The sequence below is a fragment of the Pseudomonas sp. JL2 genome (assembly GCF_031570495.1).
GTDB classification, from domain to species: domain Bacteria; phylum Pseudomonadota; class Gammaproteobacteria; order Pseudomonadales; family Pseudomonadaceae; genus Aquipseudomonas; species Aquipseudomonas rhizophila.
The window spans coordinates 884,503-907,030 of record NZ_JAKUDH010000001.1; the positions used below are offsets into that span (position 1 = coordinate 884,503).

Consider the following 22,528-nt stretch of genomic DNA (forward strand, 5'->3'; position numbering starts at 1 on the left):
TGTTCTCTTACTGGAGTTTACTATGAACAGCACGGGCAACACGATTCTGGTTACCGGCAGCACTTCAGGCATAGGCCTTGGCCTGGCGCTCAGGCTTCACAAGGCGGGCAATCAGGTAATCATCGCGGGACGTCGCAAGGCTCTGCTGGACAAGATCATGTCCGAACACCCAGGCATTGAATCCGTCTTGCTGGACGTCTGCGATCCACAATCCATCCAGCGCACCCGCGAAGCACTTGCGATCAGTCACCCGAATCTGAACGTGCTCATAAACAACGCGGGGATCATGCACTGGGAGGATCTGACTGATTCCCAATACCTGAGCACAGCCGAAGATATCGTGACAACGAACTTACTGGGCACGATCCGCATGGTGTATGCATTTACTCCCCAGTTGCTCAAGCAGCCCAGTGCCACGATTATCAATGTCAGTTCGGCGTTGGCCTTCGTCCCGCTGCCTGCGACACCGACCTACAGCGCAACCAAAGCGGCAGTTCATTCATTCACTCAAAGTCTTCGAGTGCAGCTGGAGAACTCATCAGTCGAGGTCATCGAGCTTGCGCCACCGGGAGTGCGTACCACTTTGCTTGGACAGGAAAATGACGAACACGCCATGCCCTTGGACGAGTTCCTGAATGAAATCTTCGCACTGCTCGAGATCGCTCCGATCCCACAAGAACTGGTCGTCGAGCGCGCCAAGCCACTACGGTTTGCTGAAGCGAACGGTTCACATGCTGAGGTACTCGAAATGCTTGCGGGATACAAACCACCGACAGAATGATCTCAACCGTGCGGATGACACCTGAAGTATTGCTGGATCTTCGCCACACACTTAATTCGTTCGCACACCCAGGCAACGGTAATTGAATATTGTTTGTATGCGAGGAGGTTATTGACATGAAAATCGGAATTATCGGCGCGGGCAACATTGGGGCTACTCTTGCCCGTAAGCTCGCTGCATGCGGCCATGAAGTGAAACTGGCCAACTCGAAGAGCCCTCAGAGTATTCAGGACCTCGCCAACGAAATCGGTGTACGGGCGGTGACCAAGGAAGACGCTGTGTCGGATGTGGATGCGGTTATCCTCTCGATCCCCTTCGCGAAGTACCCCGATCTGCGCCAAACGTTAAGTCATGTTCCCGAGAAGGTCGTCGTCATTGACACGTCCAATTACTATCCGGGACGAGACGGGGCGATCAAGGAGGTAGACGACGGCAAGCCCGAGAGCATCTGGGTAAGCGAGCAGATTGGTCGCCCGGTCGTCAAGGCATGGAACGCCGTTCTCGCAGCGACTCTTGCCGACAAAGGCGAACCAGCCGGGTCTTCAACACGCATCGCCTTACCCGTGGCTGGGGATGACCCCTATGCCGAGGCGATCGCGCAGGATCTTGTCGAGGATACCGGGTTCACCGCGCTTGCCGCTGGCAGTCTTGAGAGTTCATGGCATCAGCAACCAGGCACGCCTGCATACTGCACCGAACTAACCCTGCCGGAGCTAAAATCGGCCTTGTGTGCGGCTGATAAAATCAGGGCGCCTCAAAACCGGGACGCACTTCTGGCCAGATTCATGGCTCCCGGTGGTCAGTTTACACATGAGCAAATTGTTGCCACGAATCGTGCAATGACAGCCTGACTATCGAGCTGCTGAATCGCGCGGCCACCGCCAGATTAGGCGGTAGCCGTCGCTCAATCTCAACGCCGGCAAAGCACAATCCGTTACGGCGGGCGCGCATCGGCGGATCAAATGATTATTGCGCGGAGCCTTCGCTGAGGGTGCTCGCGGCCTGAAACAGGATCTGCCCCACAAAATCGATCTCCTGCTCAGTGATGATCAGCGGCGGCAAGAAGCGCACCGTCGCCCCATGGCGCCCGCCAAGCTCGACGATCAAGCCGTGCTTCAGGCAAGCCTGCTGGAAGGCCTTGGCCCGGGCTGTGTCCACCGGCGGATGGCCCTGTACATCAAGGGTGCCCTGCGGGTCGACGATTTCCATCCCGAGCATCAGGCCGCGACCCCGTACATCGCCGATCCAGGCGAACTCGTTTTGCAGCGCCTGCAGTTGTTTTTGCAGATAAGCGCCGACCTTTTCAGCGTGCTGAACCAGGCCTTCATCGCGGATGAAACGCAAGGTCGCGGTACCGGCCGCCATCGCCAACTGATTGCCGCGGAATGTGCCGGCGTGGGCACCCGGCTGCCAGACGTCCAGCGACTCGTGGTAGACCATGACCGACAGCGGCAACCCGCCACCGATGGCTTTGGACAGGGTGATGACATCCGGCGTGATACCCGATTGCTCGAAGCCAAACATCCGGCCACTGCGGGCAATGCCGCACTGGATCTCGTCGACGATCAGCGGGATGCCGTGGGCCTGGGTCAATCGGCGCAGTTCCTGCAGCCAGCGGTCCGGCGCGGCAATGACCCCACCCTCCCCTTGAATCGGCTCCAGGATCAGCGCCGCCGGTGCGGTCACCCCGCTTTCAGGGTCGTTGAGCAAGTGATCCAGGTAACGCACGTTCAACGTGACTGCCTGATCGCCGGCCACCCCGAACGGGCAACGATAATCGTGCGGGAACGGCAGGCGCTGCACACCTGGCATCAATGCGCCGAGGGCATTTTTCGGTGACAGGTTGCCGCTGATGGCCAGCGTACCCAGGGTCATACCGTGATAGGCCCCTTCGAACGCCAGGACCGAATGCCGCCCAGTGGCGGTGCGGGTCAGCTTGAGCGCGGCCTCGACCGCATCGGCCCCACTCGGGCCGCAGAACTGGATGCGTGCATGGCGAGCGAACTCGCTAGGCAGGCAAGCGAAAATCTCTTGGACGAATGCGTCCTTCACGGGGGTCATGAGGTCCAGGGTGTGCATCGGCACACCGGCTGCCATGACCTGAGTGATGGCTTCGATAATCACCGGATGGTTGTGGCCCAGCGCCAGGGTGCCGGCACCGGCCAGGCAATCGACAAACACTTGCCCCCGGCTGTCCTGCACATAAATGCCATGGGCCCTCTCAAGCACCAGCGGAATGCGTCGCGGGTAACTGCGGGCGTTGGATTCCTGCTGTTGCTGACGTTCCAGCAGTGGGGTCGGATCGAGGCAGTAAGGACTCGACAGACCGGTGTGCAACAGGCGCAGCTGTTGCGCGCCACCCGCTGTGACATTCGAAAAAGCACTCATGATTTCCTCCATGGAGGCTGGGTTTGGAAGGGAACGAACAGCCTGGAAACAAACATCCGATACGTTGCAGGACAGGCGCGAGGAGATTGCCTCCCCGCGCCTTTGGGTTTTACATGTCGTAGCGCAAAATCATCCCCACCGTGCGCGGCGCGCCGACGTCGATGATGTCGTCGCTGCGGTTGTTGGTGACGTATTCCTTGTCGAAGGCGTTCTTCACGTAAGCAGACACCGCGACGTTCTTGGTGACTTTGTACTCGGTGTTGAAGTTCACCAATACATAGTTGTCGCTGCGGCGCTCCCCGGTGACCTTGCCGTTGGCATCGAACTGATATTCCGAAGGCGCGGTGCTTTGGTAGACAACGTCAGTACCGAATATCAGACGATCGTCGAAGCGATAGACACCGCCCACCGACATCTTGTATTTCGGCGAGGAAAGGAACGATTCACCGCTCATGTCCTGACCGCTGCCTGTGACGAAGTCCTTGTATTTGCTATCGGTAACGGAGCCACCGACATTCAAGGTCAGCTGTTCGGTGATGTCCTTCTCTACGAAGATTTCCATGCCCTTGATGTCGCTGCGACCGGCGTTGAAGACATCAATGACGGAGCTTCCGCTCTGCCGCACGCTGACTTGCTGGTCCTTCCAATCCGTGTAATACAGGTTGGCGCGGGTACGCAGGGTCTGGTCAAAGAACGAACCGCGGTAGGACAGCTCGTAGTTGGTGGTGTATTCCGGATCGTAGGCTTGGTGACCGCTACCGGAACGCAGGTTGACGCCACCGCCGCGGTAGCCTTTTTGCACCATGAAACCGAGGTATTGGTTCGCGGCCAGCTCATAGTCGATGCCGAGTTTCGGCAGCACGGCGTCAAATGACTTTTTGACTTTGGCGGGCTCGGAGAAATCGTCCTGCTCGACGTCGGTGTCGTTGGTCTCGTGGTCGTAACGCAGGCCGGTGATCAAGGTCCAGCGCGGTGCGAATGTCCAGTTGACTTCACCGAACACGGCCTTGTTCTCGATCGTGGTATCGCCCTTGACCGTACCGAACAGCACATCATCGAAAAACAGCCGGTCGTGGAAGTCGTTGCTGTTGTGGCCGTAGTACGCACCCACAAAGCTCTTCACCGTGTCCGAGGTGTAATTCAAGCGCAGTTCCTGACTGAACAGGTTACCGTCTTGCTTGCGCAGAACGACCTCGTTGTCCACGGCATTCTGGTCGAAGTCCAGACGGTTGCTGTAGTCGGTACTGGTATTGGCGGTCATGCTCGTCAGCGACCAGTCGTCGTTCAGACGATAATCCACCTTGGCGCTGAGGGTGTCCTGCTTGAGGTTGTCGAAGGCCTTGGTGTTGGACGCGATATCGTAGTAGCTCGGCTTGCCGTTGACGCGCATGGTCGAACGGTCGCCCTGGCGGTGCTCGCTGTGGGCGTAGGTCAGCAGGACATCGGTGTCGTCGTTGGGCAGGATCAGCAATTTGCCGCGGGTGTTGCTGGTGCGACGCGGGTTGGCGTCGTCATTGAGCGCGGTGTTGCGGATATAGCCGTCACCTTCGCCATAGTCCACGGCGATACGCCCGGCGATCTTGTCGTCGACGATAGAGCCACCACCGGCCACCGCCGCCCCGCGCTCACCGTAATTGCCCACATTGGTTTGTGCCGAGAAGCTCGGTTCGAAAGTTGGGTTCTTGGTCCGGATAACCACCGCACCGGCCAGGGAGTTACGGCCCTGGGTGGTGGATTGCGGGCCAAGGAATACTTCGACCTGCTCGGCATCCCAGAGCGGGACCGGGCTGAGGGTCAGCGCACGGTTCGGCTGTACGGCACCGTCGACATAAACGGATACGGCACCATTGAGGGTCGCTGGACCCTGATCGTCAAAACCGGACACCGGCACACCACGGATACCCCAGTTTTCATTGCCGGCCTGGCTATAGACACCGGGCGTACGGGCGAATACATCCACCAGGTCCTTGTCGCCGTGCTCTCGCAGATTCTTGTCGGTGAGGACCACGACGCTGGACTGGGTCTGTTCAAGCGTGCGGTCGATTTTTTCACCTGTCACGGTGATCGGAGCAATCTCCATCGTGCCGGCTTCTTCGGCCGCCCATGCAGCGTTGCTCAGGCCTATGGCCGACCCTACAGCCAACGCAATTGTGTTCTTTTTGAAATTCACGCCCCGCTCCCCTGCGACAGATATTTTTAGGTTTTTTGAGCTGGCCGAAGGCTGTATGGCGCCAGCGGAGCGGAGTCTAATCCAAAAAAAAAATTAAATAAATAGTATTGATAATCTATCTCATTTGTACCTAGTATGACGTCTTGTATTGATCTGAATACATTACAGACGAGTCCTACACAACCGACCGCTGCCCTGCTTTCAAGGTCTTGTGACTGGTCGAAGAAGATATAAGAGGATGCACAAGGATGACCTCAATCGAACACCTGAACGGGCGTTCCGAGCTTTTTTCAATGGCGCCCACGGATGCAAGCGCCCAGTCGCTACCCCTGCTGGTACAGGGGGCATCGGGACAGTCGATCCACGATCTGGACGCCTCGATTCGTGACCGCCTGGCTCATGCCCTGACCACGGTTGGCGGCGTGTTGTTTCGCGGTTTCACGGTCGCCACGCCCATCGATTTCAAGCGCTTCGCTGCCAGCTTCGGGGCACAGTTGGCCAGTTACGAATTCGGCTCCACGCCGCGCAGCAAAGTCTTCGCCGGGGTCTATAGCTCCACGGAATACCCGGCCCATCAATTCATACCCTTGCACAACGAGCAGGCCTACACCCGCCCTTGGCCTTCGCGCATCTGGTTTCACTGTATCAAGGCCAGTGAAACCGGCGGCGAGACCCCGATTGCCGACAGCCGCCTGATCTACCAGCGCATGCCCGCCGAGATCCGCGAGCTGTTCGCCAGCCGCGAGTTGCTCTACGTACGCAACTACAGCGGCGCCCTGGACCTGCCTTGGGAAAAAGTCTTCAACACCCAGGACCGTGCCCAGGTCGAACGCTACTGTCGGGACAACGACATCGAGTGGGAATGGAAAGCCGATGGCGACCTGCGCACCCGCCAGCGTTGCGCCGCCGTGCAGCAGCATCCCGATACCGGTGAATGGGTCTGGTTCAACCAGGCGCACCTGTTCCATGTCTCGGCCATCGAACCGAGCGTACGCGCCAGCCTGCTGGCAGCGGTGGGTGAAGAGAACCTGCCGCGCCATGTCTATTTCGGCGACGGCTCGGCCATTGCCGACGACATGCTCGACACCGTGCGCGAGGTTTACCGCGAGACTGCCATCAGCTTCCCCTGGCAACCGGGCGATATCCTGATGCTCGACAACCGACTGGTGGCACACGGTCGCAATCCTTTCACCGGTGACCGCAAAGTCATCGTGGCCATGGCGTGAATTGCACATGTTTTCATTCAAACATTGGATCGAGGTGCTGGAAGCCAACGCCCAGCACTTCCCTCAGCGTGCTGCCCTGCATTTCTTGCCGGACGGTGTAAACATCGGCGAAACCCTGACCTTTGCCCAACTGCACGAGCAGTCCCAGTCCCTGGCGGCCGCGCTGCAAGCGCGTTATGCGCCGGGTGATCGCGTGCTGTTGATGCTGCCCAGCAGCCTCGACTACGCCCGCGCCTTCTGTGCCTGCCTATATGCGGGCCTGATTGCCGTGCCGTTGTTTCCGCCACCGTCGCGCAAACCGCGCCACCTCGACCGCGTCCGCAACGTGGTAGTGGATGCCGAGCCGGCGCTGATTCTGGCACCGGCGGATCATTGCGAAAGCCTGCAGGAACTGGTGGAGGGCCGCGTCGAGGTGCTGACCGTCCAGCACCTGGGCACACCACCGACCAGCCAGTGGCAACGCCCGGCTATCGACGGTTCGACCGTAGCCTTCCTGCAATACACCTCAGGCTCGACCGGCTCGCCAAAAGGCGTCGAGGTGCGTCAGCGCAACCTGATCGCCAACGTCGAACTGATGCGCCAGGCGTACGATTTCGACGAGCACGGCGCCATGGTCAACTGGCTGCCGCTGTATCACGACATGGGCCTGATCGGCGGCATGCTGGCTCCGCTCTACAGCGGCATGCCGTGCTACCTGATGGCTTCCCAGACCTTCGTCAATGCGCCGTCGACCTGGCTGCAGGCATTGAGTCGCTACCGGGCCACCGCCAGCTTCGCCCCCAACTTCGCCTATGCCCTGTGCAACCGCGTGGTCAGCGACAACCTGATCGCACAGCTGGACCTGAGCAACTGGAAACACGCCATCAACGGCGCAGAGCCGATCCATCCCGGCACCCTGGAAGCCTTCGCCCAGCGTTTTGCCGCCTGCGGCCTGAACCCGTTGGCCATCAGCCCCGGTTATGGCCAGGCCGAAGCAACGCTGTGCGTCAGCGCCACGCCGGCCGATGCGCTGCCGGTGGTGCTGCGCCTGGACAAAGCCGTGCTGGAGAGCGGTCGCGTGGCCCTGGCCGCTGCCGATGCCGCCGCGGTGGAGTTCGTCGCCTGCGGTTATCCGCAAGCCTTGCACAGCATCGCCATCGTCGACCCGCACACTTTCGAGCGCTGCGCCGCCGATCACATCGGCGAAGTCTGGCTCAAGGGTCCGAGCAACGCCGAATCCTACTGGAAGAATCTTGAGGCCACTCGTGAAGCCTTTGAGGCACGGATAGTCGGCTCATCGGAACATTACCTGCGCTCCGGCGACCTGGGCTTCATGCACGAAGGCCAGGTGGTGATCTGCGGGCGGCTCAAGGACCTGTTGATTCTCAATGGGCGCAACCTTTACCCCCACGACATCGAATTCGCCATTACCGACGCCGAGCCGGGCATCCGTACCGGACGCATCGCCGCCTTCGCGCAAATGGACCCGGCACTGGGCCGCGAGAAACTGGTGATTGTCGCCGAGCCGCAGCGCAAGTTCGTCGACCCGGCGCATCATCCGGCGCTGTTCGCGTCGATGCAAAACGCTGTGCGCGAAGCCGCCGACTGCGGCATCGACCAGATTGTGCTGGTGCAAGCCGGCACCATCCCGATGACCACCAGCGGCAAGATCGCCCGCCAAGGTGCGCGCAAACAACTGGCCGCCGGCACGTTGAGCATCATCGCCCAGAGCGGTGGAACGCTGGCCTCGAACGACGAGCCCCTTGACCTTGCCCAGCTCAATAACCTGGCGACCGAAACGTCGCAACAGGCCCAAGCCGCCTGCCGCCAATGGCTGGAACAGACGCTGCACGCGGTCAACCCGTATTTTTCCGCCGACTTTAACCTCAGCCTGATCGGCCAGGGCCTGGATTCCATCGGCGTGGCCGACTTTTCCACGCGCCTGCACAGGGACCTGGGCTGGAACCTCGATACCCAAAGCCTGTTCGGGGAAACCACCCTGGGGCAATGGGCGCTGGCCCTGCACGCTTTCCTCAATGATCCAACGCCAACGGCCAATGCTCCCACCGAGCAGACCAACCCCAGTCAGGGGCATCAGTCGTTCGCCCAGCGTCGCTTGTGGTTCCTGCGCCAACTGAACCCGGACGACACCCGCCACAACCTGGTACTGCACCTGCGCCTGCAAGGTCCGCTGGACATCGAGACGTTGGCCCTGCGCCTGAACACGCTGGTCGAGCGTCACGGCGTGTTGCGCACGGTGTACCGCGACAGTGTCGATGGCCCGCAACAACAGGTGTTGCCGGCCACGGCTGTGGCGCTGGTCCATCATGATGTGCGTGAGCAGAACCAAGCGCAGCAACAGCAGACGTTGGACGAACGCCTGGCCCAAGAACACGCCACCCCTGTCGATCTGCAAGCCGGCCCAGTGCTGCGAGCGCAGTTACTCAGCCGCCATGACCAACAGCATGACCTACTGTTGACGCTGCACCACATCGCCTTCGACGGACGCTCGGCGCAAATATTGTTGGCAGAACTGGCGGGTTCGGCGGACGCCGCGCTGCCGGGGCAATACCTGGCTTTCGCCCAATGGGAAGCCCTGCACTGGAGCGAACAGCGAATCGCCACCGAGCAAGGCTTCTGGCGCGAACACCTGGCCGGCATGCCGCAAACGTTGGAACTGGGTGGCAGCGGCCAGGCCCCGGGCGAATACAGCCTGGACTTCAACGTGCCGCAGACCGGCTGTGAGCGCTTGGCAGCGCTGGCCCGTGAACAAGGCATGACGTTGTTCATGTTGTTGCTGGCCAGCTACCAACTGGTCCTCAAGCAACTGGGCGGCCAGCCGCAGTTCCTGTTGGGCACCGACGTCAGCGGCCGACCGCTGGCAGAGCACAACGACGTCATCGGTTTCTTCGTCAACCAGTTGACCCTGCGCTGTGACTTGCGCGGCGAAGCGACCCTGGCCGGTTTCCTTGAGCAGGTTCGCGATGAGTCGCGCCTGGCCTATGCCCATCAAGGCCTGCCTTTTGATCTGGTGGTCTCGGCACTCGCGCCGCAGCGCCGCCCCGGTCACTCGCCGCTGTTCCAGGTCAAGCTCAACTATCAACCGTCACGGGTGACCCCGACCGCCATCGCTGGCGCGCAGTTGTCCGCGCTGGACGTGGCCCAGGCACCGGGGGATTTCCACCTGGTGCTCGACCTGGTGCACGGCGACGAAGGCCTCGCCGCGACCCTCAAGTATCGCGGCGAATACTTCGACCGGGACCGTGCCTTGCGCCTGCAACACCTGTGGACGCGCCTGCTGGAGCAGATGCACAGCCTGCTGGACGAGCCGTTGCCGGCACTGGCCGAGCGCATCGACAGCTGGGATCAGGCCTTTACCCGGGAGCGACAGCAGTCCCAGGCGCTGGCCGGTCGCAGCCAGATGATGCAAGCCAAACGTCGCTCCTTGTCCCTTTAACCGAGTCGGATGCCGTTATGTCTATCGTGCCCCCATCGCCACGCGCCCTTGGCGCCGTGCGTCGCAAAGCCATGAACGTCTCGGAACAACAGTTGGTCACCGAGCGCCTGCTCAGTCCGGACCACGCGCTGCCCCTGGTGATCGAACCGGCGGTCAGCGGCGTTGACCTGATCGCCTGGGCCGCCCGGGAACGCGAGTCGCTGGAAAAGAAACTGCTGCAGTACGGCGCCCTGCTGTTTCGCGGCTTCAACGTCGCGTCTGTCGAGCAGTTCGACCAGGTGATCGCCGCCCTCTCCCCCGGAGCGCTGGAATACATGTTCCGCGCGTCCCCCCGGACACGGGTCGGCGGCAACATCTACACCTCGACCGACTACCCGGCCGACCAGATGATTTTCCCCCACAACGAACACTCCTACTCGCCGCGCTTCCCGCTACGGTTGTTCTTCTACTGCCAACTGCCGTCCGAGACCGGCGGTGAAACACCGATCGGCTCGACCCGCGCCGTAAAGGCCAGGATCAGCCCGCAGATCGAAGCGCGGTTCCGGGAAAAAGGCGTGCTGTACGTTCGCAACTACGGCGACGGTTTCGGCCTGCCGTGGCAGAGCGTGTTCCAGTCCGAAGACCGCCGCGAAGTGGAAGCCTACTGCGCCAGCGTCGGCATCGAAGTGGAATGGAAAGACAACAATCGCCTGCGCACCCGCCAACGCGGGCCGGCCGTGGTGCGCCACCCGCGCACCGGCGAAGAGGTCTGGTTCAACCACGCCACGTTCTTCCACATCAGCACCCTGCCCGAGCGAATCCGCGATTCGCTGCAAAGCAACTTCAACGACCTCGACCTGCCCACCAACACCTTTTACGGCGATGGCGAACCGATCGAGCCGCAGGTCCTGGAATCGCTACGCGCGGCCTACCTCGACTCGCTGGTGCGCTTCAGTTGGCAGCAGGGGGACGTGTTGTTCATCGACAACATGCTCGCCGTGCACGGTCGCGAACCCTTTACCGGCAAGCGCGCCATCATGACCGGCATGGCTGAAGCCCTGCTGTCGAGCGACGTTGCCGTCTGACATTCAACGGGTCCACCCGCCGTTCGCAGGCGGCTTGCCTGACACGAGTCCAGCAAGCCCCGACGTCTGTGCGGTGATCCAGGCTCAAGCCCTTTTCCAGTCGAGATGAACATGAGCGGACTTCAAGGTTTTCGTATTTCGCCGCAACAGGCATCGGTTTACCCCCACACCCACGGCGCAGCGCAGCACCCGTTCAGCTGTCATTTGCAATGGTCGCTGTCACAACCGCTGGACGTCGATGCACTGAACAACCGCCTGCAGGCACTGGTGGCCGGCAGCGAAATCCTGCGCACACGCCTGATGCCCGTGCCAGGCCTGCGCCACCCGGTGCAGGTGATTGACGAAGCCGGCTCACTGGCGGTGAACCTCCAGGACCTGCGCCAGCACAGCCGCGCTGATCAGGACGCCGCGCTCGCTCAGCTCGCCACCCAGCCCCGTGACTGGACAACCCCGCTGTGGGTGACCCTGGTGCGCCTGTCCGATGAGCAAGGCGTGCTGGACCTCGCGGCGGCCAGCAGCCACTTCGACCTCGCCAGCCTGAAATGGCTGGCCGCTGCATTGCTGCAAGACACTGCCACGGACCTGTCCGAAACCCTGCAGTACGCCGATTACGCCGAATGGCGCTGGAGCCTGGTGGAAGACGCACCGGATCATCCGGGCGTGAGCTTCTGGAAACCTGCGGGCGACACCGAACAGGCCACCTTGCAGCTGCCGCTGGAATCGCCCCTCGATGGTGGATTTGCGCCGACCCGACTGGAGCTGACGCTGCCGGCCGACCCCGCCCGTCACCCGGCCCTGACCCCGGAACTGCTGCTGGCGGCATGGGCAGCGGTCCTGGGACGACTGGCCGGCCAGCAACAGGTGCCACTCACTCTGATCCATGAAAGTCGCGGCGCGGAACTGGAGAACACCCTGGGCCTGTTCGAACAGTGCCTGCCCGTGAGCATCGAACTGGATGCCCAGGCGACTCTGCTGGAGCAAAGCACGCAAGTGGCCGCCACCCTGGAACGGCTGATTGGCTGGCAAGACTATTACACCGGCGACCACCACGCCGGATACGCTTTTGCCTGGCGCTCCGGCGATGCCCGGGAGCGCCACGCCAGTGCGGTCATGAACCCGTTGAAGGCTTGCCTGAACGTCCGCCAGTTGCCCGACAGCCTGCACGCGCAGGTGGTCTACGACCGCCATGTCCTCAGCGCCGACGCTGTGGGCTGCCTCGCCGAACAATGGCTGCAACTGCTGCACGGCGCCCTGGCCGAACCGCAACGGGGCTGGGCCCAATTGCCCCTGGGTGGCGCGCTGCAATCGCAGTTGATCGGTGCCGGCGCGAGCGCACCCTCCATCGAACCGGTGACGCTGGTGGAATTGATTGCCCGTCAGGTTCGCCAACAACCGAACGCCATCGCCCTCAGCGACAAGGACGGCGACCTGAGCTACAGCCGCCTCGACGCCTGCGCCACGCAACTGGCCCATCAACTGGTCGCCGCCGGCATCGGTCCAGGGGTGCCCGTCGGCATCCTGTTCGCCCGCAGTAACGCGGCCATTGTCGCCATGCTCGCCGTCTTGAAAGCCGGTGGCGCCTACGTGCCCGTCGATCCGACCTACCCGGCCGACCGCCGCGCCTACATGCTCGCCGACAGCGCCATCGCCCACATCGTGGTCAGCGCCGAACTGGCCGACAGCGTGCCGGCCAACCTGCAACGCTTCGTGCTGGGAGAGCTGACAACACAGGACCTCGGCGACTGTCCGGCACTGCCCTTGCCGGACGCCAACGACCTCGCCTACCTGATCTACACCTCCGGCTCTACCGGTGCGCCGAAAGCCGTGGAAATCAGCCACGGCGCCTTGAGTTTCTCAACCCAAGTGCGCATGGCAGCCTATGAGACTCCGGTGCGCGCCTACCTGTTGTTGTCGTCGTTTGCCTTCGACAGTTCGGTCGCCGGGATTTTCTGGACCCTGGCCCAAGGCGGACGCCTGGTGTTGCCCGCCCCAGGCGAAGAGCTGGAGATGGCCCGCCTGGCGCAGTTGATTGCCCAGCACCAGGTCAGCCACGGCCTGTCGCTACCGTCGCTGTACCAAGCCCTGCTCGATCAATTGCAGCGCAGCGGGGGAACCGACAGCCTCGCCTGCTGGATCGTCGCGGGTGAGGCTTGCCCGCCGTCGCTGATCGCGCAACACAGCAAGACCCTGCCACACGCACATCTGGTGAACGAATACGGCCCCACTGAGGCCACCGTCTGGGCCACCTATGAGGTGCTGGACCCACGCCGGAACGTCAGCATCGGCCGTCCGATCGCCGGCATGGACCTGCGCCTGCTGAATGAATTCGACACGGCTTGCGGCATTGGCGAACCGGGTGAAATCGTCCTCGCCGGCCCCACCCTGGCCCGCGGCTATCGCCACAAACCCGAAGAAACCGCCAAGGCCTTCGTCACCCTGACCGACGGCACTCGCGCCTACCGCACCGGCGACCTGGCGTGCTGGCTAGCCGACGGGCGCCTGGCATTCCTGGGGCGCAAGGACCATCAGGTCAAGGTGCGCGGCTACCGCATCGAACTGGGCGAAATCGAACGCCAATTGTGCAGCCACAGCGACGTGCGCGAAGCCGCGGTGATCGTCCAGGAACATGCCGCCGGCAAGCGCCTGCTCGCCTATATCCTGGCCGCCCACGGCTACGCACCGGACTCGGAGGCGATCAAGCGTTTCCTCGGCGAACGCCTGCCGTCGTACATGGTGCCGGCCCTGGTGCTGACCCTGACGAGCTTTCCCCGCACGCCCAACGGCAAGCTCGACACCCGCCAGTTGCCCGACCCGGAGCAGCTCGACGAAAGCGCCCACGTGGCGCCGCGCAACGCCATGGAAACCACCCTGCAAGCCATCGTCGCCAAGGTCTTGAAACTCTCGACGGTGAGCGTCACCGACAATTTCTTCGCCATCGGCGGCGACTCGATCCTGAGCCTGCAAGTGGTGGCCCAGGCCCATGAGCAAGGCATCGCGCTGTCGGCCAAGCAAGTCTTCGAACGCCAGACCGTCGCAGCCATGGCCGAGGTCGCGCAACCGCTGGATCCGAGCGCCGCCGAGCCGCAAGCCGACAGCACCGAATTCAGCGCCTCGGGCCTGTCCGATGACGAAATGCAAGCGCTGATGGCCGAACTGGACGAGGCCGACCTGTGAGCGGTTCTTCTCGTCAGCACGCCATCACCGTCGCCCCTATTTACGCAGGATCCTTTTAATGACCAGCGAAAAAACCACCGGCAACCCGATCGAAGACATTTACCCGCTGTCGCCGCTGCAACAAGGGATGCTGTTCCACTCCCTGCTGCACGAAGACTCCGGTGTGTACCTGATGCAGGATCGCTACCGCATCGGCGGGGCCATTGATGAAGGCGCGTTCCTCGAATCCTGGCGCCAGGTGGTGGCGCTGCACCCTTCCCTGCGCGCCAGTTTCCAGTGGAAAAGCCAGAAGCAACCGGTGCAGGTGATCCATCGTCAGGTCAAGGTACCGCTGGACACCCTCGATTTGCGCGGGCTCGCCCCCCATGAGCAGGAAGCGCGGATCCGCACCCTGCTGGAAGACGAGCAGAAAGTCGGCTTCAACCTGTCCAAGCCACCGCTGATTCGCTTTCGACTGGTGCGCCTGGCTGACGAGTCCTACGAATTCATTCGCAGCTTCCACCACATCCTGATGGACGCCTGGTGCATTTCCCTGGTGACCGTGGACTTCCTCAAAGTCTACGAAGCACTGTGCAACGACCGCACGCCAGAGCTGAAAAGCCCTCGGCCGTTTCGCGATTACATCCAGTGGCTGCAACGCCAGGATGCGGGCAAGGCCGAGCAATTCTGGCGCGGCCAGTTGCAAGGGCTAAACGCGCCCACACCACTGACCGTGGACAACGGCGTGACCCGCGACCGCTACACCGATGCGGTGCTGGTGGACGACCAACTGATTCACCTGAACGAGCAGGAAACCCAGGCGCTGGCGGCGTTCTGCCGCAATCGGCGGATCACCCCGAACACGTTTTTCCAGGGCGTCTGGTCACTGCTGCTGTCGCGCTACAGCGGGCAACAGGACGTGGTCTTCGGCGTCACCGTGGCCGGGCGTCCGGCCGACCTGACCGGCGTCGCACAAATGATCGGCCTGTTCATCAACACCTTGCCACTGCGGGTGTCGGTGGACCCGAATGCCACGCTCGGCAATTGGCTGGGCGACCTGCAAAAGCTCAACGTCGACATGCGCGACTTCGAGCACACGCCGTTGACCGACATCCAGGGCTGGAGCGATTTCCCCCGGGGCGAGACCCTGTTCGACAGCATCCTGGTATTCGAAAACGCGCCCATCGACGAACAGATCCTCGAAGGCGGCTTCCAGTTCAGCCTCGAAGGTATGGACCACAGCGTGCACACCCACTACGGCTTGACCGTGGTGATCCTGCCGGAGGAACAGCTGGGCATCCGCGTGTCGTATGACCGCGAACGTTTCGAGGCCGCCACCGTGCAGCGCCTGCTGGGCCACATCGCCAGCCTGGTGCGCAGCATGCTCGCCGCCCCCGACGCGCCGTTGGCCAGCTTCGAACTGCTGGCCGCCGAGGAGCGCCAACAGTTGCTGGGCGAGTGGGCACTCAACCGCCACGATTTCCCGCTGGATCAAAGCTACGCCGAGCTGTTTGCCGCCCAGGTCGCCCAGCGCGGTGATCAGGTCGCCGCGATCTGCGCCGGTGAGTCACTGACCTACGCCGAGCTGGACCTGCGTTCCACGCGCCTGGCTCATGCCCTGCGCGAGGCCGGCGCCGGCGCAGATCAACTGGTCGCGCTGGTGGCCCCTCGTGGCCTGGCGCTGTTGACCATGATGCTGGCCGTGTTCAAGGCGGGCGCAGCGATGCTGCCCCTTGAGGTCAATCACCCGCCCGAGCGCCTGCGGGAAATCCTCGGGCTGTCCCGCGCGCCTCTGCTGGTGGCGAGCGAAGCCTGCAGCGGCCTGCTCGATCAACTGCTCAGCGACCTCGACCGGGCGCCCGAGGCGCTGTTCGCCGAGGCCTGCTGGACGTCGGGCAACGACGCGCCTCTGCCGGTGCTCGCCGGTCCGGACAGCCTGGCCTACGTGCTGTTCACCTCCGGTTCGACCGGCACTCCGAAGGGTGTGATGATCGAACAGCGCGGCATGCTCAACAACATCTTCGGCAAAGTACCGGCCCTGGGCCTCAGCGCCGCCGACCGGATACCCCAGACCGCCTCGGTGGCGTTCGACATTTCGGTGTGGCAGTTCCTCGCCGCGCCGGTGCTCGGTGCCACCGTGCACATTCTTCCGGATGAGGTCGCCCACGACCCGCAACGCCTGCTGCAAGTGCTCGCCAGCGAGCGCCTGAACGTGCTGGAAATCGTCCCGAGCCTGATGCGCACCTTGCTCGCACTGTGCCCATGCGATTTGCAACTGCCGGACCTGCGCTGGGTATTGCCCACCGGTGAAGCCCTGCCGCCGACCGTGGCCCGCGACTGGTTCGCCCGGTTCCCCGACATTGCCTTGATGAACGCCTACGGGCCGGCCGAATGCGCCGACGACGTGGCCTTCCAGCCGATCTTCGAAGCACCGGGGGCCGAAGTCAGTCACATGCCCATCGGCCAGCCGACCGCCAACAACCGCCTGTATGTGCTGGACGAAGCCCTGCGCCCGGTGCCGGTTGGCGTGGCCGGGGAAATTTGTGTCGGGGGCGTCGGCGTCGGCCGCGGCTATCTGCACGACCCGCAACGCACCGCTGACGCCTTTATCGACCATCCTCAACTCGAAGGTCGCCTGTACCGCACCGGTGACCTGGGACGCTGGCGTGCAGACGGGGTGATCGAATACCTCGGCCGCCGCGACCAGCAGGTCAAACTGCGCGGGCACCGGATCGAGCTGACGGAAATCGAACACCGTCTCGCGCAGCACCCGAACGTGCGGGAAGCCGCAGTCCTGCTGCGGGAAAACACCGTCGGCGAAGCCTGGCTGGTGGCGTACTGGGCGGCCCATGACCAGGCCCTGGGCAGCGACGGCCTGAGCGAGCACCTGCGCGCGCAACTGCCGCCGTACATGGTGCCGGCGGCCTTCGTCTGCCTGGACAAGCTGCCCCTGAACAACAACGGCAAGGTCGATCGCAAGGCCCTCGCCGCCCGTGAGCTGGACTGGCAGGCCGACACCCAGCACAGCATCGCCCCGCGCAACGCGCTGGAAACCAGCGTGGCGTCTGTCTGGGCCGAGGTCCTGGGGCGCGACACAGTAGGCGTGGAAGACAACTTCTTCACCCTCGGTGGGCATTCACTACTGGCGACCCAGATCGTGGCCCGCCTGCGCACCCAATTCAAGCTCGACCTGCCGTTGCGGGTGTTGTTCGAACAGCCGACCGTGGCCTTGCTGGCCGAAGCCATCGCCGCCCGCCAGGCCGAGGCCGCCGCACCACACGCCAACGCGCTCAGCGTGCCCAAGGCCCAGCCTCGTCCGCCGCTGCTACCGCTGTCGTTCTCGCAACAGCGTCTGTGGTTCATCGAACAACTGACGCCGGGCACCACCCTGTTCAACATCCCGTTCGCCCTGCACCTCAAGGGGGAACTCGACATCCAGGCGCTGCACGCCAGCCTGAACGACCTGCTGGTGCGCCACGAAATCCTGCGCACCGGCATCCACAGCATCGACGGTGTGCCGTGCCAGCGCATCAGCCCAACCCTGGATATCGCGCTGCCCTTCGAAGACTTGTCGAGCCTGACCGCCACCGCCCGCGCCGGCGCGCAGTTCAATGCCTTGCAAGACACCTTCGAGCAACCGTTCGACCTGACCTGCCCTCCGTTGCTGCGGGCGCGCTTGCTGCGCCTGGCGCCGGACGAGCATGTGCTGGGCATCGCCCTGCATCACCTGGTCTCGGACGCCTGGTCGGCCACCATCGCCCTGCGCGAGCTGGCCCTGGGTTATGAAGCCCGTTGCAACGGCGCGCCCGCCGCCCTGCCGGCCCTGCCACTGCAATACGCTGACTTCGCCCTCTGGCAGCGCGAACACCTGCAAGGCGCCGAACTCAAGCGCCAACTCGATTACTGGACCACCACCCTGGACCGTCGCGACAACGACTCCAGCCCGCTGCTGGCCTTGCCCACCGATCATCCACGGCCATCGGTGCAAAGTTACCGCGCCGGGATCGTGCAGCGTGAACTCAGCGCCGACCTCAGTGGTCGAGTGCAAGCCTTTGCCGGTCGCCTCGGCACCACGCCGTTCACCGTGCTGTTCGCCGGCTTCACCGTGCTGATGCACCGTTTGAGCGGCGATGCCACGGTGCTTGTCGGCACCCCGGTCACCCACCGGGAACAACCGGGCACCGAAGGCCTTCTGGGCATCTTGCTGAACAACCTGGCGATCCGCGCCGACTTCGAGCCGCAAGCCGGCTTCACCGCCCTGGTCAAACAAGTGGCCGAGCGTCTGCGCAGTGGCTTGCTGCATCAGGACCTGCCGTTCGAACAATTGGTCGACAGCCTGCAACTGCCACGCAGCCTCAGCCATGCGCCGCTGTACCAGGTGATGGTCGCTCAGCAACTGGCTATGGAGTCGCGGTTGCGCTTCCCCGGGCTGGAATTCGAAGCCCTGGACACGCCGCTGCGGCACTCCGAATGCGATCTGGACCTGCACGTGCTGTGCCCGGCCAATGCGCCGATCCAGCTGGAGCTGATGTTCGCCCTCGACCTGTTCGTCGCCGACAGCGCCCGCCAGACTCTCGCGCGCCTGGAGCATCTGCTCGAACACATGCTCGCCGAGCCACAGCGCCCGGTCGCCGCCTTGCCGCTGCTAATGGACGCGGAGTGGCAACGCACCGTGGTCGAGTGGAACCGCACCGAGATGCAGGTGCCGACGCACCTGGCCTTTGCCCAGTTGTTTGAACAACAGGCCGAGCGCACCCCGGAACGCGACGCCCTGTGTTTCGAAGGCCGCAGCCTGAGCTACGGCGAACTGAATCGGCGCGCCAATCAGGTGGCGCATTACCTGCGCAGCTGTGGTGTCGGTGCCAACCGCCCGGTGGCGCTGTGTGTCGAGCGTTCGCTGGAACTGCTGGTCGGCCTGCTGGGCATTCTCAAGTCCGGCGGCGCTTATGTACCGCTGGACCCGACCTACCCGGTGGATCGCCTGGCGTACATGCTTGAAGACGCGCAGCCGGCACTGTTCCTCGGCCAGCAGGGTTTGCTGGAACAGCTGGGCGCCGAACTGCCACGCTTGCGCCTGGACAGCGACGCAGCGCTGTTCGCCAACCAGCCGGACAGCAACCCTGCCCCGCTCGCCGGCCCGCAAGACCTGGCCTACATCATGTACACCTCCGGCTCGACCGGTAAGCCCAAGGGCACCCTGGTAACCAACGGCTCGGTGGTCAACCTGGCCTGGGCGCGCATCCATGGCTTGTATCGCCGCTACACCGACCAGCCGATGCGCACCAGCTTCAACTACTCGTTCGCCTTCGACAGCTCGGTGGCCGAGCTGATCCTGCTGCTCGACGGCCACAGCCTGTACCTGACCCCGGAAGACGTGCGCTACGACCCCGAGGCCCTGGCTGGGTTCTTCCGCGACACCCGTCTGGAAGCCTTCGAGTGCACCCCGGCACAGCTCAAGGCCTTGCTTGAAAGTGACGGCGTTCGTCGTGGCGAGGTGTACCTGCCGCGCTTCGTGCTGTTCGGTGGCGATGCGGTGGATGCGCAGCTATGGCAACGCTTGCCGTCAATTGCCGGCAGCCGCTTCTTCAACACCTACGGCCCAACCGAATGCACGGTCGATGCAACCGGTTGCGCGGTGGATGACTTCCCGCTGCGGCCGATCATTGGCCGGCCGATCGCCAACGTGCGCACTTACGTGCTCGATGCTTTCCTCAACCCGATGCCGGTGGGCGTCCCGGGGGAACTGCACATCGGCGGTGCGGGCGTGACCCTGGGCTATCTCAACCGTGCCGAACAGACGGCGAAGGTGTTCATCGAAGACCCGTTCTCGTCGCTGCCCGGTGCGCGGATGTACAAGTCCGGCGACCTGGTGCGCTGGCTGCCCGACGGCCAGCTCGAATACCTGGGACGCATGGATCATCAAGTGAAGATTCGTGGCTTCCGCGTCGAACTGGGGGAAATTGAAACCCTGATCGGCGCCCAACCGGGCGTGCGCCAGGCCGTGGTATTGGCCCGTGAAGACGTGCCCGGCGACAAGCGCCTGGTGGCCTATGTGACCTGCGATCAGCAGGCCGATATTCACGCTTGGCGCAAAGCCATTGGCGCCGCCCTGCCCGACTACATGGTGCCGTCGGCATTCGTGCTGCTCGATGAGTTGCCGCTGACCGACAACGGCAAACTCAACCGCAAGGCTTTGCCGGCCCCGGACATCCAAGCCGCGCCAGACGCTCTGCAGCCACCGCGCAGCGCCGCCGAACAGCAACTGGCCGCCCTGTGGGCCGAGTTGCTGAACGTGCCGTCGTCGCAGATCGGCCGTGACAGCCACTTCTTCTACCTCGGCGGCCACTCGCTGCTGGCGGCGGCGCTGTTTGCCCGCCTGCGTCAACAGTTCGCCAGCGTGCCACCGTTGCGCTCGGTGTTCGAACACCCGACCCTGGAAGCCTTGGCCGCGCTGCTGGGCGATCCCCTGCAAGCCCCGGCGGCGACCTTCGCTGCACCGGCACGTCCGGCGCGCCTGCCGCTGTCGTTCGAACAGCAACGCTTGTGGTTCCTCGAACAATTGAGCGCCGGCGGTGGTGAATACAACGTGGTCAGCGCCGTGCAACTGGACGGCGAACTCAATGTCCAGGCCCTGCAAACGGCCCTGGACGGCGTGGTCCAGCGCCACGAGATTCTGCGCAGCCGCATCGTGCGCGATAGCGACGGTGAGTTGGCGCTGATCGTCGAACCGCAAGTCGCTATCACCCTGCAAGTCACGCCACTGCAGGCCGCCAGCGACGAGCAGTGGCAACAACTGACCGACGCGGCGATCCACGCGCAAACTGGCCGCCGTTTCGACCTCGCCGCCGAAGTGCCCGTGCGTGCCACACTGCTGCAACGCAGCGGCGGCGCCCAGTCGCTGCTGTTGCTCAGCCTGCACCACTGCGCCACCGATGACGCCTCCAGCCAGAACCTGCTGGATGAACTGCGACAGTTCTACACCGCCCAGTGCCAGGACACTCCGGCGGCACTCCCGGCGCTGGCGCTGCAATACCCCGATTATGCCCTCTGGCAACGCGAGCCCAGTCAACAGACCGCGTTCAGCAGCCAACTGGAATACTGGCGCAACCAACTGGAGGACGGCGACTACCTGCTGGACCTGCCGACCGAACAGGGCCGTCCGAACCAGCTCGCCCCAGCGGCCGGCGCAGTGCAACTGCAATTGCCGTCTGCCCTGGTGGCACGCCTGCGGCAGTTCGCCCAGCAACGCGGCGCCACGCTGTACATGCTCATGCTCGGTGCGGCGCAGTTGCTCTTGGGGCGCTACGCCAACCAGCGCGACGTACGGGTCGGCAGCCCGGTGGCCCAGCGTCCATTCGCCGAGCTGCAACCGCTGATCGGCTGCTTCGTCAACACCGTGGTCATGCGCGCCGATCTGGATCCGACGCTGGATTTCGAAGGTTTGCTGGGCCAGGTGCGCAACCGTGTGCTGGATGCCCAGCAGCATCAGGACGTGCCGTTCGACCAGGTCGTGGAGCACCTGAAACCTTCGCGCAGCCTCGGCCAGACGCCGCTCTTCCAAGTGCTGTTCGCCATGCAGAACGCCGATTCGTCGAGCCAGCCATGGCCGCAGTTGCAGGTCAGCGAACGGGCGGTGACCGCCCAGGCCACCAAGTACGACCTGAACTGGGAAGTGCACGACGGCGAGGTGCTGTCTGTGTTGCTGGAGTACCGCGCCGCGCTGTTCAGCGAAACCACGGCCCGGCGTTGGCTGGAACAATGGCAACAACTGCTGGAAACCATGCTCGAAGCACCACAGACCCGTCTCGGCGACTGGTCACCGTTGCCAGCGGCAGAACGTCAGCGTCAACTGGTCGAATGGAACGCCACCGAGCGCAACTACAGCGGCCCGACCGACCTGCACACCGCGCTCAGTCAACAAGCCGCCCTGAGCCCCAACGCCCCGGCATTGGTGTTCGAAGGCCAGCGCCTGAGCTATGCCGAGCTGGATCAACGGGCGCAAACCGTTGCCCGGGCCCTGCGTGCGGCCGGCGTGGGCAGCGACAGCATCGTGCCGCTGTGCATGGAGCGTTCGGTGGAAATGGTTGTGGCCTTGCTTGGCATCGTCCATGCCGGCGCCGCGTGGTTGCCGCTGGACCCGGAATTGCCGGCTGCACGCCTGGCGTTCCTGATCGAAGACGCCGATGCCAAGGTCACCTTGACCCAGGCGCAGTGGCTGGCGCGCCTGCCCGCCGGGCATCAGGCCTGGACCCTCGACACTCTGCCCCAGGCCCCAGCGTTCGAGCCGATCAGCGTCGAAGCTCACGACCT

At 63.4% G+C, this 22,528-nt stretch carries 9 protein-coding genes; 7 read left to right on the forward strand and 2 right to left on the reverse strand.

What is annotated here, in order from left to right:
• Positions 1–22 precede the first annotated feature (22 nt).
• Both MKS85_RS03985 and MKS85_RS03990 read left to right on the forward strand, forming a co-directional pair.
• Positions 23–781, forward strand: coding sequence for an SDR family NAD(P)-dependent oxidoreductase (locus tag MKS85_RS03985; protein WP_310662742.1), 759 nt, complete (start codon positions 23–25; stop codon positions 779–781).
• 110 nt (positions 782–891) lie between these two features.
• Positions 892–1,632 (forward strand): NAD(P)-binding domain-containing protein, encoded by a 741-nt coding sequence (locus MKS85_RS03990; RefSeq protein WP_310662757.1) that lies wholly within the window; start codon positions 892–894, stop codon positions 1,630–1,632.
• A 115-nt stretch (positions 1,633–1,747) separates the two neighbouring features.
• Here the strand turns inward: MKS85_RS03990 and MKS85_RS03995 are convergent, their stop codons facing one another.
• Together MKS85_RS03995 and MKS85_RS04000 are read right to left on the reverse strand one after the other, a co-directional pair.
• Entirely contained in the window at positions 1,748–3,169 is a 1,422-nt protein-coding gene (locus tag MKS85_RS03995; protein ID WP_310662743.1) for a diaminobutyrate--2-oxoglutarate transaminase, read from the reverse strand.
• Between the two features lie 109 nt (positions 3,170–3,278).
• Positions 3,279–5,339 carry a TonB-dependent receptor gene (locus tag MKS85_RS04000; protein ID WP_310662744.1) on the reverse strand — a complete coding sequence of 687 codons (2,061 nt, stop codon included), beginning with the start codon at positions 5,337–5,339 and terminating at the stop codon, positions 3,279–3,281.
• 248 nt (positions 5,340–5,587) lie between these two features.
• On the opposite strand from MKS85_RS04000, the gene MKS85_RS04005 reads away from it, so the two are divergent.
• The 5 genes from MKS85_RS04005 to MKS85_RS04025 form a co-directional block, all read left to right on the forward strand.
• Complete coding sequence (locus MKS85_RS04005) at positions 5,588–6,565, forward strand: TauD/TfdA family dioxygenase (RefSeq protein ID WP_139049752.1); 978 nt, start codon at positions 5,588–5,590, stop codon at positions 6,563–6,565.
• Between the two features lie 7 nt (positions 6,566–6,572).
• Positions 6,573–10,001, forward strand: a complete 3,429-nt coding sequence (locus tag MKS85_RS04010; protein ID WP_310662745.1) for a condensation domain-containing protein — start codon at positions 6,573–6,575, stop codon at positions 9,999–10,001.
• Positions 10,002–10,018: 17 nt separating this feature from the next.
• Positions 10,019–11,065: a TauD/TfdA family dioxygenase gene (locus MKS85_RS04015; protein WP_076384134.1), complete on the forward strand. Its 1,047-nt coding sequence runs from the start codon at positions 10,019–10,021 to the stop codon at positions 11,063–11,065.
• A gap of 111 nt (positions 11,066–11,176) precedes the next feature.
• Entirely contained in the window at positions 11,177–14,239 is a 3,063-nt protein-coding gene (locus MKS85_RS04020) for an amino acid adenylation domain-containing protein (RefSeq protein WP_310662746.1), read from the forward strand.
• Between the two features lie 58 nt (positions 14,240–14,297).
• On the forward strand, positions 14,298–22,528 hold an 8,231-nt coding region (locus MKS85_RS04025), incomplete at its 3' end, for a non-ribosomal peptide synthetase (protein ID WP_310662747.1).

Coding starts and splice junctions, on each gene's coding strand:
- MKS85_RS04020 (WP_310662746.1), top strand. CDS start 11,177: ATGAGCGGACTTCAAGGTTTTCGTATTTCGCCGCAACAGGCATCGGTT.
- MKS85_RS04010 (WP_310662745.1), top strand. CDS start 6,573: ATGTTTTCATTCAAACATTGGATCGAGGTGCTGGAAGCCAACGCCCAG.
- MKS85_RS04005 (WP_139049752.1), top strand. CDS start 5,588: ATGACCTCAATCGAACACCTGAACGGGCGTTCCGAGCTTTTTTCAATG.
- MKS85_RS04015 (WP_076384134.1), top strand. CDS start 10,019: ATGTCTATCGTGCCCCCATCGCCACGCGCCCTTGGCGCCGTGCGTCGC.
- MKS85_RS03995 (WP_310662743.1), bottom strand. CDS start 3,169: ATGAGTGCTTTTTCGAATGTCACAGCGGGTGGCGCGCAACAGCTGCGC.
- MKS85_RS03985 (WP_310662742.1), top strand. CDS start 23: ATGAACAGCACGGGCAACACGATTCTGGTTACCGGCAGCACTTCAGGC.